Here is a 17,787-nt window from a genome sequence, read left to right on the forward strand (position 1 = left end):
CAGTTTAAAATAAGCTGAATGCCCTTTTTATTAGGCTTTGGAACGCATTTATTAATAACATATTTTATTGATATATAGTATATTATTTGTTTATTTATTAATTTTACTTCATACTTAATAATAGGCGTGCATGAAAAAATATAGTTTGAGGTGAAAAAATGATAGAGTTTCAAGACGTATCAAAAATTTACAACGGTAATAAAATTGCAGTTGACACAACCAATCTTTCATTTGGAAAAGGTGAATTTATTTGCTTTATTGGTACAAGCGGCAGCGGAAAGACGACGTTAATGCGGATGATTAATCGGATGACTGATCCGACCAAGGGTAAAATTTTAATTAACGGTAAGGATATTAAAGGTGAAAATCCAGTTAATCTAAGAAGAAAAATCGGATATGTGATTCAAAGTATTGGTCTAATGCCACATATGACAATTCGTGAAAATATTACGTTGGTACAAAAATTATTAAAGGTAAGTGATGCAGAACGCAATCAGACTGCTGAAAGGATGATTGAGCTCGTCGAGCTCCCTAAAGAAATGCTTGATCGCTATCCAAGTGAGTTATCTGGCGGACAACAGCAGCGGATTGGTGTGGTCAGAGCATTAGCTGCAAACCAAGATATTATTTTAATGGATGAGCCTTTTGGTGCACTAGACCCAATCACTCGTGATGCCTTGCAGGATTTAGTCAAGGATTTGCAGGAGCGGCTTGGGAAAACAATTATTTTTGTAACACATGATATGGATGAAGCATTAAAACTGGCTAATAAAATTGTAATCATGGATAGCGGTAAGGTGATTCAATTTGATACACCAGAAAATATTTTGCAAAATCCGGCAAATGAATTTGTTGAGGAGCTCCTTGGTGAGGATCGATTATTGCAGGCTAAACCGGATACAACGAAGGTCAGTGAAGTGATGCTCAATACAGCCATTACGATTACACCAGAAAAATCGTTGCTGGAAGCAATTAAGCTGATGCGTGAAAAACGGGTTGATACCTTATTGGTAACCGATAATTCAAATGTTTTAAAGGGTTACATTGATGTTGAAACACTCAATAGAATGCGTGGTAAGGCTTCGAGCGTTGGTGATATCCTAAATCACAACGTGTTTTATGTGAAGGATTCAACCATGCTTAGAGATACCCTACAACGTATTTTGAAACGTGGTGTTAAGTATGTGCCAGTAGTTGATGATAAAAAACGTCTTGTTGGGATTTTAACAAGGGCATCGTTAGTTGACATTGTCTATGATGTTATTTGGGGTGAAGAACAATCGATCTCTGGCGCAGTTGAAGCAGTAAATGCACCAAATATTGAGGAGGGATAAGGATGCAAAACTTTATCAATCAGTATGGTGCCAATATTGTCTCTAAAAGTATCGAACATATCGAAATTTCATTTTTTGCACTATGCTTAGGTGTGATTATTGCGGTACCGTTAGGGATTGTGCTTACTCGCTTGCCAAAAATTGCTAATATTGTCATTGGTCTTGCAAGTGCTTTGCAGACGGTACCTTCACTGGCATTACTTGCTTTAATGATTCCAATCTTTGGGGTGGGGAAATTACCAGCGATTATTGCACTATTTGTTTACTCCTTGTTGCCAATTTTACGAAATACATATATTGGTATGAAGGGCATTGACTGGAATTATAAGGATGTTGCTAAAGGAATGGGGATGACAAATACGCAATCAATCTTTCAAGTAGAGCTTCCATTAGCAATGCCAACTATTATGGCGGGGATTCGTTTAGCTGCGGTTTATGTGATTGCATGGGCAACGCTTGCCTCTTATATTGGGGCTGGTGGCTTAGGTGACCTTATTTTTAGTGGTCTAAATAACTATCAACCGAAACTAATCTTTGCTGGTACCATTCCAGTTACGATTCTTGCCCTAATTGCAGATATCTTACTTGGCATGTTAGAGCGTCGTTTAACACCAAGTACGTTGAAAGCAGGTGAAAATTCTTGAAAAAGAAAAAATTATTAATTGGGTTGATGGCGCTTCTATTTTCCTTGACTGGCTGTTCACTGCCGGGCTTAACGTCAACCTCAAATGAGGATACGATTGCGATTACGGGTGGTATTACCTCTGAATCACAAATATTGGCTGGAATTGTCGCTGGTATGGTAGAGCATTATACCGACAAGCATACAACCATTATCAATAATTTAGCGACAACAACAATCAATCATCAAGCGATGCTGAATGGAGATGCCAGCATTTCTGCTGCTCGCTATACAGGAACTGATGTCACCACTACTTTAAAATTAAAGCCTGAAAAGGATCCTAAAAAGGCCTTTAATTTAGTGCAAAGTGAATTTGAAAAGCGTTATCATCAAACCTGGTTTCCATCTTATGGCTTTGATAATACTTATGTTTTTCTAGTTAGAAAAGATACGGCAGAAAAATACAGCTTAAAAACAGTTAGCGATTTAAAAAAGGTTTCTGATCAATTATTGGCTGGTGTAGATACTTCGTGGATTACACGAGAGGGTGATGGCTATGAAGGCTTTAAGGCTGCCTATGACTTTGAATTTAAATCAATTCTGCCAATGCAGATTGGACTAGTTTACGATGCTGTTGCTGCTGGTAAAATGGATGTTGTACTAGGCTATTCGACCGATGGGCGTATTGGCAGCTACGATTTAGTAATGCTGGAGGATGATTTAAAGTTCTTCCCACCTTATGATGCAGCACCAATTGTTGATGATAAGCTTTTAAAAGAAGTACCTGAGTTAAGAGCTGCAATTAACCGCTTATCTGGTGTAATTACGACTAAAAAAATGCAGGAATTAAACTATGAGGCTGATAATAATCTGGTTGAGCCATCAGTTGTTGCCACACGATTTTTAGAAGATAATAATTATTTTGAAGGGAAGTGATTAGATGGATAAGATGAATTTATTAGAACAGCTCATTTATTATTTTCAAGAAAATGGCGGTTATGTTTTTTCACAATTTCTACGTCACTTTTTGATTTCAATTTATGGTGTACTTTTTGCAAGTATTGTTGCAATTCCAATTGGGATTGCAATTTCTAAGAAGCGTAAACTGGCTGATTGGATTATTCGTTTGGCAAATATCATCCAAACTGTACCTTCCCTTGCCATGCTTTCAATTTTGATGATTGGACTGGGTTTAGGAGTTAATGTTGTAATTGTCACAATTTTCCTTTATTCATTGCTACCAATCATTAAAAACACTTATACTGGGATGATTCAAGTGGATGTGAATACCTTAGATGTTGGTAAAGGGATGGGAATGACCTCATTACAAAGACTATATATGGTGGAATTACCCTTGTCGATTTCTGTAATTATGGCAGGTATTAGAAATGCCCTGGTAATTGCGATTGGAATTACAGCAATTGGTTCCTTTGTTGGTGCAGGCGGTCTTGGTGATATTATTATTCGAGGCACAAATGCAACGGATGGTACTGCGATTATTTTGGCTGGTGCCTTGCCAACAGCATTGATGGCCATTATTGCTGATTGGTTATTAGGTATTGTTGAAAGACGATTGGACCCAACAAGTAGGACGTCGAAATCATAGCTTGAATAATTAAGAATTAGCAATTAATAATTTATGAAGCAATCATTTTTAGTTCATTAATATTGCGTGTGCGCTTACATAAGGGTAAAATAGAGTTGAGGTGAATGAAATGGAAGATGGAAAAGTAACCGGTTTAATTCATTCGACAGAAAGTTTTGGGTCCGTAGATGGTCCGGGCATTCGTTTTATATTTTTTATGCAAGGCTGCAAGATGCGCTGCAAATTTTGTCATAATCCTGATACATGGGCGATGAAAAATGATAACGCAACTGAGCGAACCGTTGATGATTGCTTAGAAGAGGCTTTAAAATATCGTTCATTCTGGGGAAAAAAGGGCGGAATAACGGTAAGTGGTGGTGAAGCACTCTTACAAGTTGATTTTGTAACAGCACTATTTCGCAAGGCTAAATCACTTGGTGTTCATACAACCTTAGATACCTGTGCCAAGCCCTATGCGGATGATCCAACAAGTGAAATTGATCAAAAAATTGCTGAATTAATGAAATATACGGATTTGGTGTTGCTTGATATTAAGGAAATTAATAGTTTACGCCACAAAGAATTAACAGGGCATACGAACGAAAATATTTTAGCCTTTGCTGAATATTTGGCAAGTATCAATAAGGCAGTTTGGATTCGACATGTCCTAGTGCCAGGCGAAACGGATTTTGATGAGGATTTAATCGCCTTGGGCGAATATGTTAAAACGCTTGGCAATGTCTTGAAATTTGAAGTTTTACCTTATCATACAATGGGTGAATATAAATGGAAGGAAATGGGCTGGAAATATCCGCTTGAGGGTGTCGAGCCGCCAACTAAGGCACGAGTCAAAAATGCCAATCAGCTGTTACATACAGAAAACTATCAAGCCTATTTAGAGAGAATCAGATAATTAATATCAGCTAGCTATCATTTGATGGCTAACTGAGACAGCCCTTTGTTAGTTTTGAACTGATATTTACTAAAATGAACAATATAAATGTTTGGCGGTCATCTTCGGATGACTGCCTTTTTGCCATTGTCACTTACTCTCCGAAAATTGCTTGCAATTTGAGGCAGTTAGTGACAAAGGTATGCATTTGAACTTGTTTTTACAAGCAACCGAAGGGCGTTTTAAAAAACTTAGTTCAAAGGCTCAAAGAACACTTACTCTCCGAAAATTTCAGTATGAAATTTGAGGCAGTTATTAAAAAAGCTGAGAGTGCTTGTTTTGACATGCTCGAACGGTAGACAATTCATTTTCAAGATAAAGGAAACTTGCCAATTTATTGGTTTATTTGACTTATCGATGATAAATGAATGTCTCGGGAGAGCATCGTCAAGCACTCAAAGCTAGATTATTAAAAAAGCTGAAATAACCGATTAGCACCTAGCAAACTAGAGAAAAAGACGTAAACAAGCTATCGCTCGTGCGTACTTTTTCTCTAGTTTGCTAGGTGCTGGTCATTGAAGCTAGAATAGTGACATCACCTGAAACAGCTTCGTTCACCAGAATTAGAAGAATTATCTATTCATTGGTACAGCATGAATCAATGAATAGTGTTGCGATGTTTAATTACTTAAAAAGTCTTCTAATTCTTTGTTCACTGCGTTCTTTTGACTCTTCTCACAAAACTGGTATTTTGCCAAAACCGCAAAATCTTTCATTTTTGTGAGGTATTTCAATACAAGCAACCGAAGGGCGTTTTAAAAAAATTAGTTCAAAGGCTCAATACACATTTACCTTCCTCAAACAGCAGCCACCTTGAATGTTGCCGTTTTATTTTGAAAACGGTATTGTTTCCCAGAAAGATTAGATTATTCTCAAATATCAGCGTGATTTCATTTTAAAGCATTTTCTCTAGTTTATTATCTTTATTGTAGAGCCGTTTTTTTAGTAATCCACAATTTTGTTCATTATCAATTATTAATTAATAATTGATAATGAACATTTTACATACTTTTTACATTTTCCTGATAATAAAATTTACATTCATTTTATATACTCTATTTGTATCAAAAATATGAATTTAAAAAACGAAACGAGGATTATGATGAAAAAGAAATTTCTTTTTTCTGCAGTTGCAGTAGCTGCTTTAGCATTAACAGGTTGTGGATCAAATACCGATAGCGATTCTGCTAGCAGTAGCTCAAGCAAGGATGCAGCGATTTCAATTGTAACACGCGAGGATGGTTCAGGTACGCGCGGTGCATTTATTGAGCTATTCGGCATTGAGGAAAAAGATTCAAGTGGTGAGAAGGTTGATAAAACAATTTCGTCAGCAGAGGTTACAAACAGCACTTCAGTGATGTTGACAACAATTGCTGGTAATGAAAATGCAATTGGTTATATCTCATTAGGCTCTTTAAACGATACTGTTAAAGCTGTTAAAATTGATGGTGTAGAGCCTTCAGAAGAAACTGTTAAAGACGGTACTTACAAGATTTCTCGTCCTTTCAACATCGTTCAAAAGGATACAAGCAATAAAATTTCACAAGACTTTATCAAATATATTTTAAGCTCAGATGGTCAAAAAGTAGTTGAGGATAATGGCTATATCTCTAAAGAAAAAGGAGATGACTACTCAGCATCAGATGTCAGCGGTAAAATTACTGTTGCTGGTTCATCATCAATTACACCAGTAATGGAAAAATTAAAGGAAGCATACACAAAATTAAATCCTAACGTCACAATCGACATTCAACAAAGTGATTCGACAACAGGTGTTAGCTCAACGCAAGAAGGCATTGCTGATATCGGCATGGTCTCTCGTGAGCTTAAAGATACTGAAACAGGACTTACTGCTACAGTGATCGCATTGGATGGCATTGCAGTTATTGTAAATAATGACCAAAAAATCGACGATATCTCTGCTGATAACGTAAAAGCGATTTACACTGGTGAAATCACTAAGTGGTCTGAAGTAAAATAATTTAAAAAGTAGTTAGAGTGAGGCAGTAATCATTCAGTTGATTTCTGCCTTTTCTATTATAAATTGTCCAGGAGGTTTTTATGTCAATTAAAGAAAAAGGGTTTAAGGGTTGGTTTGGTTTAAGCGCCTTGACATCAACCTTAGCGTTAGCCCTAATCAGTTTCTTTTTATTGATTAACGGCGTGCCAGCCATTCAAAAGGTTGGCTTTATCAAAATGATTACGGGAACCGTTTGGCAGCCCGGCAATAATCATTTTGGCATTTTTCCAATGCTGGTTGGTTCATTTTATGTTACAATCGGTGCTCTATTAATTGGTGCACCCTCTGGTGTACTTGGTGCGATTTATTTAGCATTTTTTTGTCCTAAAAAGATCTATCCAGTTTTAAAACAAATGATTAATTTAATGGCAGGTATTCCTTCCATTGTTTACGGCTTCTTTGGTTTAGTTGTGCTTGTACCCTTATTCCAACCATTTAATGGTAGTGGTAAAGGTGTAATGACTGCCTCTATTTTATTAGGTATTATGATTTTACCAACTATTATTAATATAAGTGAAGATGCTTTGCGTGCCGTTCCTGACATTTATTATGAAGGCTCAGTTGCTTTAGGCGCTAGTCACGAACGTACCGTCTTTAGAATTATGGTACCGGCAGCGAAATCGGGAATTGTAGCAGGATTGATTCTTGGTCTTGGTCGTGCAATTGGTGAAACAATGGCCGTAATGATGGTCGCAGGTAATCAAGCAGTCATCCCTACGGGTATCTTTTCGGGTGTCAGAACCTTGACAACCAATATTGTAATGGAAATGGGCTATGCAACTGATTTACATCGTGAAATGCTGATTGCGACTGCAGTAGTCTTATTTATTATAATCCTGATTGTTAATTTAATCGTCACTATCTTTAAAGGAAGGGGGCAAGCAAATGGACACTCCTAATACATCAAAACAAATCTTGGATAAGCCGAAGCGGAAGGGAAAAACAGCCGCCTTGATTCTTAAGCTGATTGTTTGGTTTAATATGCTTTTGGTGGCAGGTGTTATTCTTTGGATGGTTGGGTATATCTTAATGGCAGGTATTCCAAATATCCATGCCTCTCTTTTTGACTTTACCTATAACTCAGAAAATGTTTCATTAATGCCAGCATTGATTAATACATTAAGCTTTGTATTAATGGTTTTGCTTTTCTCCTGTCCAATTGGCATCTCGGCAGCGGTATTTTTTGTTGAATATTCTGCAGGAGATTCCAAATTAATTAAATTTTTAAGAATCACGACTGAAACACTTTCTGGTGTCCCTTCAATTGTTTTTGGCTTATTTGGCTATCTTTGCTTTGTCATCGCCTTTAAAATGGGCTATTCAATGCTAGCGGGCTGTTTGACCTTAGCCATTATGGTGCTACCAGTTATTATTCGAACAACTGAGGAATCCTTACTCGCTGTCCCTCAAATGTACCGTGAAGGTAGCTACGCTTTAGGTGCAGGTAAGGTTAGAACAATTTTCCGGATTATTTTACCTGCAGCCTTACCCGGTATTTCGAGTGGTATTATTCTAAGCGTCGGTCGAATTGTTGGTGAAACAGCAGCATTAATCTACACTGCTGGTACCTTAGCGCAAGTCGCAACACCAATGTCCTCTGGTCGAACCTTAGCGATTCATATGTTTGCGTTGCTATCAGAAGGGACTCATGTTCAAGAAGCGAATGCAACGGCAGTAATCCTATTAGTCCTCGTAATAATATTGAATTTCTTAGCCTCCTTTGTCGTTAAGGCTTTGAAGCGAGGATAAGTTAACGGTATGTTTAAATGTAATTTATTAGGTTAATTGGGTTAGATAATTATTAATAAACTTATTCAAATTCAATTAATCTATTTAAATTATGTATATTTTATTTTTTACTAAGCTAGCTTAGTGAGCTTGTCAAAAATAGCCGACAGCTCTGCGAGAAAGGACAATTATTAATGGCAACTATCCAAATTGAGAATCTTGATTTATACTATGGTGATTCACAAGCTCTAAAAAATATTAATTTAGCAATTCCAGCTAACCAGATTACAGCTTTTATCGGACCTTCTGGCTGCGGTAAGTCTACCTTACTGAAGTCATTAAACCGGATGAATGACTTTATTCCAAGCTGTAAAATTACAGGAAACGTCCTATTAGATGGTCAAGATATTTATAAATTATCAACTGTAGATGAGCTTCGTAAAAATGTCGGTATGGTTTTCCAAAAGGCTAACACCTTTCCAATGTCAATCTACGATAATATCGCCTATGGACCTAAAACACATGAAAATTTAAGTAAAGCACAATTAGATCAACGAATCGAAGAAGCATTAAAGCGTGCTGCCCTGTGGGATGAGGTTAAAGATCGTCTGCACGAAAGCGGGCTAGGGCTTTCTGGTGGTCAACAGCAAAGGCTTTGCATTGCTAGAGCCTTAGCGGTAGAGCCGGATATTTTATTGATGGATGAGCCAACAAGTGCCTTAGATCCAATTTCAACTGCTAAAATTGAAGAGCTTGTCATGGATTTAAAGAAGCTTTATACAATCGTAATTGTAACTCACAATATGCAGCAAGCTTCTCGTATTTCTGATCAAACGGCATTTTTCCTAAATGGCGAGCTGATTGAATGTCAAGAAACAAGTCAATTATTCAGTACACCTAAGGAACAAACAACTTCAAATTATATTACAGGGAGGTTTGGCTAATGGAGCGTCGATTTTTAAAGGAATTAGATCGTATCAATGTCGAATTAATCAAAATGGGTGGCTTCTGCGAGGAAGGTTTGCGTCATGTTGAAAAAATCCTGTTTGACGATGAGTTAGATGAAATTCCCGAATTAAAGAGCATCGAAAAAAAGGTTGACCGCCTTGAAACAGAGATTGAAAACAGCTGTCAACGATTAATTTTATTAGAGCAGCCTGTTGCACAAGACTTACGGCAGATCTATGGTACGATTAAAATTATTAATGATTTAGAACGGATTAGCGATCAAACCTTAAGCATTGGTTTTTTAGCCTCTGGTGTTGAAGGTTTGCTACCAGAATTTAAGCAGCTCTTCAATCAAATCAGAGATATGGTTACGCTTAGTATTGATGGCTATACAAAGGCCTCTGAACAGCTTGCGCAAAAAACAATTACCAAAGACCAACAGGTGAATGAACTTTTTGCTATAATAAAAGAAAAGCTTGCCCAATCAATTCCAGATAATCTTGAATCTGCACTTAATCAATTAATGATTGCTAAATACATGGAAGGCATTGGAGATCATGCTAAAAATGTTGCAAACGTTACACTACAACAGCTGATTAATCCAACTGTATAGTTAATTAAGCTGATGCTTTGGGGTTATCGTTAGTATTATGCGGGGCGATAGCTTGGATGATAGGAGTAGTAATGATTTATATCGTAGAGGATGATGACAATATTCGTGAATTAGTTTGTTATACCTTAACAAACTTGGTTTTACCAACCTATGGCTATGAGGACAGTATTGCTTTAGAGGCGGCAATTACAAATGAAAAGCCGGATTTAGTCATCTTAGATTTAATGCTGCCGGGCAAGGACGGCTTGACAATTTTAAAAGAATTGAGAGCAGCGCCTGAAACAAGTGAGTTACCGATTTTAATATTAAGTGCTCGGGAAAGTGAATTTGATAAGGTCACTGGCTTGAATTTAGGGGCAGATGATTACTTAGCCAAGCCTTTTGGGGCAATGGAGCTGGTCGCTCGTGTTAATGCACTTTTGCGTCGTAATAAATATTTAAAAAATAAAGAGGTAGAAGGACTACTTAATCCAATTGCCTATGGTCCATTGAAATTAGATCAAGTTGCCCATGAATTCCTCCTAGACAGTCAACCGATTAATTTAACAAAAAAGGAGTTTACATTATTAAACCTATTTGTTAAAAATCCAAAATCGGCCTTTAGTCGTGAACAATTACTTGATATGATTTGGGGCTATCAATATGACGGCGAAAGCCGAACGCTTGATGTTCATGTTGCATCTTTGAGACAGAAGCTTGGAGATTATGGCAATCAAATTGAAACCATTCGTGGCTTTGGCTATCGCTTTAATCCTTGAGGCTCTATAAATTTAGGGCAAATTGACATTAGCCATCCTCGGGTGGCTATTTTTTATCATATTATGAAAAATCCGAATTGATAGATGCCTTTCACAAATTAGTCAAATTAGGCTATACTGATTAAGCTATCATAAAAAATATTTATGGCCTTAAACAATTTTAAAAAGTGAAAGGAGGACACCTTGAAAAAGCAGATATTTAAACAAAGCCTCTCACTGACATTAATAACCTTATTAATTACAATTTCTGCAATTAGCCTAATACTTTTTTCACAGCTGCAAAAACGATTTTTTACTGAGTTAGCAGAAGAAACTAGTGTTGTTAAAGAGCTTTATCTAAGGAATGGGCTAGATGGTTTAAAGTCAATTAAAGTGACCGATCGCATTACTCTAATTGATTCAAATGGGACTGTTTTATACGATAATCGCGCAAAAATTAGTCAGATGGATAATCATAATCATAGACCAGAGGTTCAGGCAGCTCGATTAGAGGGGATTGGACAAAGTCGGCGTGAATCAGACACGTTATTAAGTAAAAATTTTTATTATGCGACGTTAATTGACGATAATACTGTGCTACGCTTATCGACTACCGAAACAAGCTTTTTAAATTATTATCTAAAGCTAATTACACCAGCAATTATTATTTTATTATTGGTTTCTTTATTGAGCTATCTACTTTCAAAGCGGCTTTCTAAACGAATTATTCAGCCCATCGATGCGGTAGATTTAATACAGCCTGAAAAAAGTCAAGTCTATCCAGAATTACAGCCCTTTTTGAATCGTTTAATCACTCAAAACAAGAAAATTCATCAGCAATTGGAAGATTTGTCTCAAAAAGAGCGTGAGCTAGCATTGATTACCACCCATATGAAAGAGGGGCTAATTGTATTAGATGGTCGAGATCGTTTATTAATGGCCAATCCCATTGCTAAGGCTATTTTTAGGATAAAAAGCGATGATTTTAATGATTATTTTATTAAAATTGAAAGAAGCCAGCTTTTTATTGATGCAGTAGAAAATATACATCAAAATAATAGTCAGGAAATTCAATTTAAAACCAAGCATCATACCTATCAAGCACTCTTGAATCCTGTATTCCAAAAAAATAATTTTATTGGCACAGTGATGTTTATTTTTGATATTACCGATTCAGCTTCACAAGAGGAGATGCGTCGAGAGTTTACCAGCAACGTCACTCACGAGCTTAAAACACCACTGACAAGCATTTCAGGCTATGCTGAAATCATTCATGCAGGTATTGTACAGCCTGAGGATTGTACACGCTTTGCAGGCAAAATTTATGATGAGGCTCAGCGCTTGTTGGCTTTAGTCAATGATACCTTGAAGCTATCAGGCATTGAAAACAACGATTTACTTGATCAAGAAATTGTTCCATGGGAAAAAATCGTCTCTCAAATAAATAATTCGATGCATTTAACGTTGGCTAAAAAGCATCAGGAATTAGCAATTGAAATTGAACCTGTCCATTTTTATGGCTATCCAAGTGTTATTCAAGATATTTTATATAATTTAATTGAAAATGCAAGTAAGTATAGTGGGCAAGGTGGGCAAATTAGCCTGAGCATTTATCGAATGACCAATGATTTAGTCATCAAGGTCAAAGATGATGGACCAGGGATTGACAAGCGTGAACAGGAGAGGATTTTTGAACGCTTTTATCGAGCCGATAAAAGTCATAGCTCACAAATTTCTGGTACAGGCCTAGGGCTTTCTATTGTTAAGCATGGGGTTTTACTGCATCATGGTAAAATTGAAATTGACTCTATACTAGGTGAAGGTGCTTGCTTTATCGTCACCTTGCCGATTAATGAGAGCCCCAAAAAACCTAAAAGACACTGAAGTATTGAAATTGCTGCTAGCATTGCTTAATTTTAAGAGTGAAACAGTCACTATTAAAAATGTATTAAAGCCAAAAGGGATTGTGACAAAAGTCCTAACCTTTATCTTAATGTTCCTAATTTATGGGGTCAATGCGACAACTTCTAAACAATCCCGTTTTCACAAAAAACGACGTCTAAAACGTGATTTAGGGATTGTTTCTAAGAAATGATTCCAAATTCGCAATAAAAATACCGCATCAAAGCAGCACAAAATGTAGACGAACGCTTGATTATCTTTCGAGTATTTGTCTATATTTTGTGCTGAAAAGTGAAGATATTCACTTATCTTATTAAAAATAAAAAAGCATTGCTATGAGAAGCAATGCTTTTTTTAAGGTTTCAATTACTTTGCTAATTTAGCTGCTAAGCGTGATTTATCACGGCTTGCTTTGTTTTTATGAATTAAACCTTTAGTTTCTGCTTGGTCAATTGCTTTTGTAGCTGCTTTGTAGAATTCAGCTGCATCAGCAGAACCTTCAGCAACGGCAGTTTCAAATTTTTTAATCGCAGAGCGCAATGCTGTTTTTTGAGCAGAATTACGTAAGTTTGCTGTTTCGTTAGTTTCAGCGCGTTTAATTGCTGATTTAATGTTTGGCATTAAGACACCTCCAAATAAGTATTTTTTTACAACATTACAATTATATATAAAATTAGTATGATTCGCAAGTTTATTTAGTGTTTTATGCTGATATTTTTGTAATTATCTTAAATAATTTTATTTTGGTGAATGAATATTTGAAGCGGCGGAATGTAAACTTATTGTAAATTTTTTCCACGAATCCGTTTACATTTATGTTATACTAATTGAGTATTTTATGATTATCGGAGGATTCAATGAATATTGCCTTAATTATTACGATTGTGCTTGTTTTAGGGGTAATTTTTGTCAATGGCTGGACAGATGCACCCAATGCAATTGCAACCGCTGTTTCAACACGTGTTTTATCAATCCGTTTCGCTGTTTTAATGGCAGCAGTAATGAATTTACTCGGTGCATTAGTATCTACCTTGATGGGCGCTAAGGTTGCAACAACAATTTTTAATATGGTTGATTTTTCAAGCAATGCTAGTTTGCCTAAAACTGCCCCACAGGTCGCATTAGCAGCTTCATTATTTGCAATTGTGCTCTGGGCAACTGCAGCTTGGTATTTTGGTATTCCGACCAGTGAATCTCACGCTTTAATTGCTGGTTTAACAGGCTCAGCGATTGCTTTAGGTGGCTTTTCAGCAGTCAATCTTAATGAATGGGTTAAGGTAATCTATGGTTTATTCGCTTCAGTCCTAATTGGCTTTTTTGGTGGTGTTATTATTACTAAAATCATTGTTTTTTGCTTTAAAAATGTGCAACGTCGTAAGACCACTCGCTTCTTTTCGGTAGGTCAAGCCTTTGGCGCAGCTGCCAATGCTTATTTACACGGTGCACAGGATGGACAAAAATTTATGGGTGTCTTTATGCTTGGGCTTACCTTAAATCATGTGGCAGAACCGAATGCTGAAATTCCAATTTATATTATTGTCATTTGTGCCTTGACCATGGGCTTTGGCACGAGTATTGGTGGGGCTAGGATTATTAAATCTGTTGGAATGGATATGGTCAAGCTAGAAACCTATCAAGGCTTTTCGGCTGATTTATCGACGGCAATTTGTATTCAATTGATGACTAGTCTAGGAATCCCTGTCTCAACTACCCATGCCAAGACTACGGCGATTATGGGGGTTGCTGCAAGCAAAAAAATTAGTAGCGTTGACTGGCAAATCGTTAAGGAAATGGTTTTAGCATGGGTTTTAACCTTTCCGGGCTGCGGAATCGTTGCCTTTTTGATGGCTAAAATTTTTGTGGCAATTTTCTAAAATGTTTAATTAATATTGAATATATTAACTTTTTAAGGAGTAATTGAATGGCAAGAAAGAAGCAATTTAACTATTTTGAAGCAATGAATGAGATTTCTACGCAAATCAATCAAAGCTCAGAGCTGCTCTATCAAATACTAACAGATTATGAATATCATCAGGCAATCGAAAAAGCCGAAGCGATTCATCAGCTGGAGCGCAAGGCTGATGCAATTGTCGCTAAAATTATTGACGAGCTGGCGATTTCCTTTATCACACCAATTGATCGAGAAGACATCGTTTCATTGACCAATTCATTAGATGATATTATTGATAATATTAATGAGGTTACCTATCTGCTAGAAAATTTAGTTGTTAAATCCTTAAGACCTCAAACCTTAGAATTTTCAAGTCTAATCAAAGAAGCAACCGAAGGCGTTTGTCAAGCCACAACTGAGTTTCCAAAATTTAAAAACTCAAAAACGCTAAAAAAATTGATAAAAAATGTAAATGATATTGAACGAAAAGCTGACCTGCTTTATTCTGGCTTAACAAAAGAAATGTATCTAACTGAGTCCAACGCTATTGAGATTATTAAATGGCGTGACCTCTATAATAAATTTGAAGCAATCGTCAACCAGTCCGAAAGAGCTGTTAATACAATCGGAGCTTTGGTTATAAAAAATAGCTAATTTTTGTACTAAAATCTATAAATTATTCTGTGAAACGGCTTTCCGGCCGTTTTTTTTATTCTCCAATTTTTGTTATAATCTCTAAATGGAGGTGGTAATTATTTTTATACCATTCGATTTAATTTTGCCTGAAAAATTTGCCCGTCAGGATATTGAGATAACATTAATCCCCTTGATGATTACTGAGCCCAATCTATATTCCAGTGATGGTGATATTTTAGTAGTTGCCAACTTGGAAAATGTACTGGCAATTACTAATTATTTAGAAATAAATTATTTTTATATTATTAAACAAGGTAAAAGATTAAGAACGACAAAGTTAATCTCAATTACAGATAGTTACCATTTTATATCAACGGATCAACTTTCTGAAAAGATAGACATATGTTATGATGAGTTGGGTATGATTTTAGGGCAAATCATCATGAGCTATCATGATTTTGCCGATTTAAGTAATGAGCAGGGCAATAAGTATATTCGTCAGTTGAATTAATCAATTTTCTAAATAGATAAAGGAGCAATGATGCTTTTACCAGTTATTATTATTATTTTACTAGTCGGGATAGATCAATGGATTAAATTTTCAGTCGTCAATCAAATTGACTTAGGTGAGCAAATTAATCTGATTCCCAATTTTTTTAGCCTGACCTACGTGCAAAACAACGGTGCTGCTTGGTCTATTTTAGAGGGTAAAATGTGGTTTTTCTATATCATCACAGTTATCGCCTTAGGATTCGGCATTTATTTTTTATTCAAATACCGTCATTCAAGCAAATTAATGACTATTGGCATTGCTTTGGCAATCGCTGGTGGTTTAGGTAACTTTATTGATCGCCTGCGCTTAGCTTTTGTGGTTGATATGTTCCAACTCGACTTCATCAATTTTCCAATCTTTAATTTTGCAGATTCTTGCTTAGTCGTTGGTGTCTTATTAATCTGCATTTATTTATGGAAATTCGATGAAAATTAAGAACATACATAGTTAAGGAAAATTAAAAATGAAAATTAAAATTATAAATGAAAGTGGTCGCATTGACAAAGTGCTCGCAGAAAAAACGGCATATTCTAGAAGTCAGTTAGCAGATTGGTTGAAAAATGGGCATGCCCTAGTTAATCAGCATGCAGTTAAAGGTAATTATAAGGTTAAAACGGGTGATTTGATTGAGATCAATGTGCCTGAAGTTGAAACGATTGAATTAAAGCCTGAAAATCTCCCACTAGAAATCGTCTATCAGGATTCGGATGTCGCAGTTGCTAATAAACCGCAAGGCATGGTCGTTCATCCTGCGGCGGGGCATCCAAACGGAACACTTGTTAACGCATTAATGTACCATATTAAGGATTTGTCAGGTATTAACGGTGAATTAAGGCCGGGTATCGTTCACCGGATTGATCGAGATACCTCCGGTTTATTAATGATTGCTAAAAATGATTATGCGCATCACGCTTTATCAGAGGAGCTGCGTGAAAAATCAACGGAACGTCAATATCTAGCGATTGTCCATGGTACTTTTCAGCATGACAGAGGGAAAATCGAAGCACCAATCGGTCGGGATCCAAAGAATCGTCAGAAACAAGCAGTCGTCGCTGGTGGTCGTACTGCAATCACGCACTTTGAAGTGATTGAACGCTTTGAAAGCTACACACTAGTTCGCTTAAAGCTTGAAACTGGCAGAACACATCAGATTAGAGTTCATATGCAGTATATTAATCATCCGGTCGCGGGTGATCCACTTTATGCACCTCATAAAACTTTAAAGGGCAATGGTCAGTTTTTACACGCCGGTATTTTAGGCTTTACTCATCCAAAAACAGGTGAAGTGATGCATTTTGAAGCGCCAGTACCTGAAATTTTTCAAAAAACACTTGACCAGCTACGCAGAACTGAAAATGAGTAAAGCCTATTTTAGATGGGCTAACTAGATAATTCTACAATGATGTTTTAGCAATGATAACGTTGATTGGTTATTAATAATTTACATTACTTATCAATAATGTTTTTCTCGCGAAATCATAAAAGGCAAATAAACGATTAAAATTATCAAAAAAATGAATAAAATGCTTTTCAATCATTCAAATTTAAGTTATGATGTTATAAGAATTAAATATGAAACACCTTTAATGATAGTCCAGAGAGGCTAAGAAGGATTGACAAAGGGCATCACTGTACCCTTTTTAAGTATAACTATGTCAAAGTATCCTGCTGAGCTTCTCTGGTAGGATGCTTTTTTTTATATATTGGGAGGCTTGAATGAAGCAAAAAGAAGTAGTAGATTCAATTACAATGAAGCGTGCGATTACGCGGATGACCTATGAAATCATCGAACGCCACAAGGGAATCGATAATATCGTTCTAGTTGGTATAAAAACAAGAGGTATTTATATTGCTAACCGAATTGCCGAACGCTTGCGACAATTAGAGCACATCGAGGTTAGTGTTGGTGAGCTAGATACGAAACCATTCCGAGATGATAAATCTGATGAAGAAATTATTGATACAACAAGTATCCCGGAAAACATTGCTGGTAAAGAAATTATTTTAGTTGATGATGTGCTTTTCACAGGTAGAACGATTCGAGCTGCTCTTGATGCCTTAGTTCATTTAGGCAGACCATCAAAAATTCAATTAGCAGTTTTAGTGGATCGTGGTCATCGTGAGCTACCAATTCGAGCGGACTATGTCGGCAAAAATATTCCAACCTCACTGAAAGAGGATATTACGGTGGAAATGGAAGAGATTGATGGTCAAGACCGTATCTTGATTGTTAAAGACTAGGTAGTTTTTAAATAATAAAACGACA

General features: G+C 36.4%; 19 protein-coding genes. 18 read left to right on the forward strand and 1 reads right to left on the reverse strand.

The features are described 5' to 3' along the window. Window positions 1-158: 158 nt before the first annotated feature. The 12 genes from HOY35_RS03545 to HOY35_RS03600 all read left to right on the forward strand — a co-directional run bounded on the left by HOY35_RS03545 (window position 159) and on the right by HOY35_RS03600 (window position 12,423). Window positions 159-1,334 carry a betaine/proline/choline family ABC transporter ATP-binding protein gene (locus HOY35_RS03545; RefSeq protein WP_172210788.1) on the forward strand — a complete coding sequence of 392 codons (1,176 nt, stop codon included), beginning with the start codon at window positions 159-161 and terminating at the stop codon, window positions 1,332-1,334. 2 nt (window positions 1,335-1,336) lie between these two features. Then, window positions 1,337-1,978, forward strand: a complete 642-nt coding sequence (locus tag HOY35_RS03550; protein WP_172210786.1) for an ABC transporter permease — start codon at window positions 1,337-1,339, stop codon at window positions 1,976-1,978. 26 nt (window positions 1,979-2,004) lie between these two features. Next, window positions 2,005-2,892 carry an osmoprotectant ABC transporter substrate-binding protein gene (locus tag HOY35_RS03555; RefSeq protein WP_172211023.1) on the forward strand — a complete coding sequence of 296 codons (888 nt, stop codon included), beginning with the start codon at window positions 2,005-2,007 and terminating at the stop codon, window positions 2,890-2,892. Between the two features lie 4 nt (window positions 2,893-2,896). Then, on the forward strand, window positions 2,897-3,562 hold the full coding sequence (locus tag HOY35_RS03560) for an ABC transporter permease (protein ID WP_283770040.1): 666 nt from the start codon (window positions 2,897-2,899) through the stop codon (window positions 3,560-3,562). Window positions 3,563-3,671: 109 nt separating this feature from the next. Next, a complete protein-coding gene (gene pflA / locus HOY35_RS03565) occupies window positions 3,672-4,454 on the forward strand; it encodes a pyruvate formate-lyase-activating protein (protein WP_172210784.1) in 783 nt (260 codons plus the stop codon). Between the two features lie 1,141 nt (window positions 4,455-5,595). After that, window positions 5,596-6,474 (forward strand): substrate-binding domain-containing protein, encoded by an 879-nt coding sequence (locus HOY35_RS03570; protein WP_172210782.1) that lies wholly within the window; start codon window positions 5,596-5,598, stop codon window positions 6,472-6,474. A gap of 80 nt (window positions 6,475-6,554) precedes the next feature. After that, window positions 6,555-7,412 (forward strand): phosphate ABC transporter permease subunit PstC, encoded by an 858-nt coding sequence (gene pstC / locus HOY35_RS03575; RefSeq protein WP_172210780.1) that lies wholly within the window; start codon window positions 6,555-6,557, stop codon window positions 7,410-7,412. Beyond that, window positions 7,399-8,262: a phosphate ABC transporter permease PstA gene (gene pstA, locus HOY35_RS03580; protein WP_172210778.1), complete on the forward strand. Its 864-nt coding sequence runs from the start codon at window positions 7,399-7,401 to the stop codon at window positions 8,260-8,262. The genes pstC and pstA overlap by 14 nt, the downstream gene beginning before the upstream one ends. 173 nt (window positions 8,263-8,435) lie before the next feature. Then, window positions 8,436-9,185: a phosphate ABC transporter ATP-binding protein PstB gene (gene pstB, locus HOY35_RS03585; RefSeq protein ID WP_172210776.1), complete on the forward strand. Its 750-nt coding sequence runs from the start codon at window positions 8,436-8,438 to the stop codon at window positions 9,183-9,185. Next, window positions 9,185-9,802 carry a phosphate signaling complex protein PhoU gene (phoU, locus tag HOY35_RS03590; protein ID WP_172210774.1) on the forward strand — a complete coding sequence of 206 codons (618 nt, stop codon included), beginning with the start codon at window positions 9,185-9,187 and terminating at the stop codon, window positions 9,800-9,802. Before pstB ends, phoU begins: the two co-directional genes overlap by 1 nt. A 71-nt stretch (window positions 9,803-9,873) precedes the next feature. Continuing rightward, window positions 9,874-10,560 carry a winged helix-turn-helix domain-containing protein gene (locus HOY35_RS03595; protein WP_172210772.1) on the forward strand — a complete coding sequence of 229 codons (687 nt, stop codon included), beginning with the start codon at window positions 9,874-9,876 and terminating at the stop codon, window positions 10,558-10,560. Window positions 10,561-10,743: 183 nt separating this feature from the next. Continuing rightward, on the forward strand, window positions 10,744-12,423 hold the full coding sequence (locus HOY35_RS03600; protein WP_172210771.1) for an ATP-binding protein: 1,680 nt from the start codon (window positions 10,744-10,746) through the stop codon (window positions 12,421-12,423). A gap of 384 nt (window positions 12,424-12,807) precedes the next feature. Here the strand turns inward: HOY35_RS03600 and rpsT are convergent, their stop codons facing one another. Continuing rightward, window positions 12,808-13,062, reverse strand: a complete 255-nt coding sequence (rpsT, locus tag HOY35_RS03605; RefSeq protein WP_172210769.1) for a 30S ribosomal protein S20 — start codon at window positions 13,060-13,062, stop codon at window positions 12,808-12,810. Between the two features lie 236 nt (window positions 13,063-13,298). Between rpsT and HOY35_RS03610 the strand changes: the two genes are divergently transcribed. The 6 genes from HOY35_RS03610 to pyrR all read left to right on the forward strand — a co-directional run bounded on the left by HOY35_RS03610 (window position 13,299) and on the right by pyrR (window position 17,762). Beyond that, the gene (locus HOY35_RS03610) at window positions 13,299-14,315 is read left to right on the forward strand and encodes an inorganic phosphate transporter (RefSeq protein ID WP_172210767.1); all 1,017 of its coding nucleotides are present in this window, start codon (window positions 13,299-13,301) and stop codon (window positions 14,313-14,315) included. Window positions 14,316-14,362: 47 nt separating this feature from the next. After that, window positions 14,363-14,986, forward strand: a complete 624-nt coding sequence (locus HOY35_RS03615; protein WP_172210765.1) for a DUF47 domain-containing protein — start codon at window positions 14,363-14,365, stop codon at window positions 14,984-14,986. An 85-nt stretch (window positions 14,987-15,071) separates the two neighbouring features. Next, window positions 15,072-15,479 (forward strand): hypothetical protein, encoded by a 408-nt coding sequence (locus HOY35_RS03620; RefSeq protein WP_172210763.1) that lies wholly within the window; start codon window positions 15,072-15,074, stop codon window positions 15,477-15,479. A gap of 30 nt (window positions 15,480-15,509) precedes the next feature. Beyond that, on the forward strand, window positions 15,510-15,956 hold the full coding sequence (gene lspA / locus HOY35_RS03625; protein ID WP_349627488.1) for a signal peptidase II: 447 nt from the start codon (window positions 15,510-15,512) through the stop codon (window positions 15,954-15,956). Window positions 15,957-15,984: 28 nt separating this feature from the next. Then, window positions 15,985-16,884 carry an RluA family pseudouridine synthase gene (locus HOY35_RS03630; protein ID WP_172210759.1) on the forward strand — a complete coding sequence of 300 codons (900 nt, stop codon included), beginning with the start codon at window positions 15,985-15,987 and terminating at the stop codon, window positions 16,882-16,884. Window positions 16,885-17,237: 353 nt separating this feature from the next. Then, window positions 17,238-17,762 (forward strand): bifunctional pyr operon transcriptional regulator/uracil phosphoribosyltransferase PyrR, encoded by a 525-nt coding sequence (gene pyrR / locus HOY35_RS03635; RefSeq protein WP_172210757.1) that lies wholly within the window; start codon window positions 17,238-17,240, stop codon window positions 17,760-17,762. Window positions 17,763-17,787: the final 25 nt, after the last annotated feature.

The sequence above is a fragment of the Enterococcus sp. MMGLQ5-1 genome, from assembly GCF_013155265.1.
Taxonomy (GTDB): domain Bacteria; phylum Bacillota; class Bacilli; order Lactobacillales; family Streptococcaceae; genus MMGLQ5-1.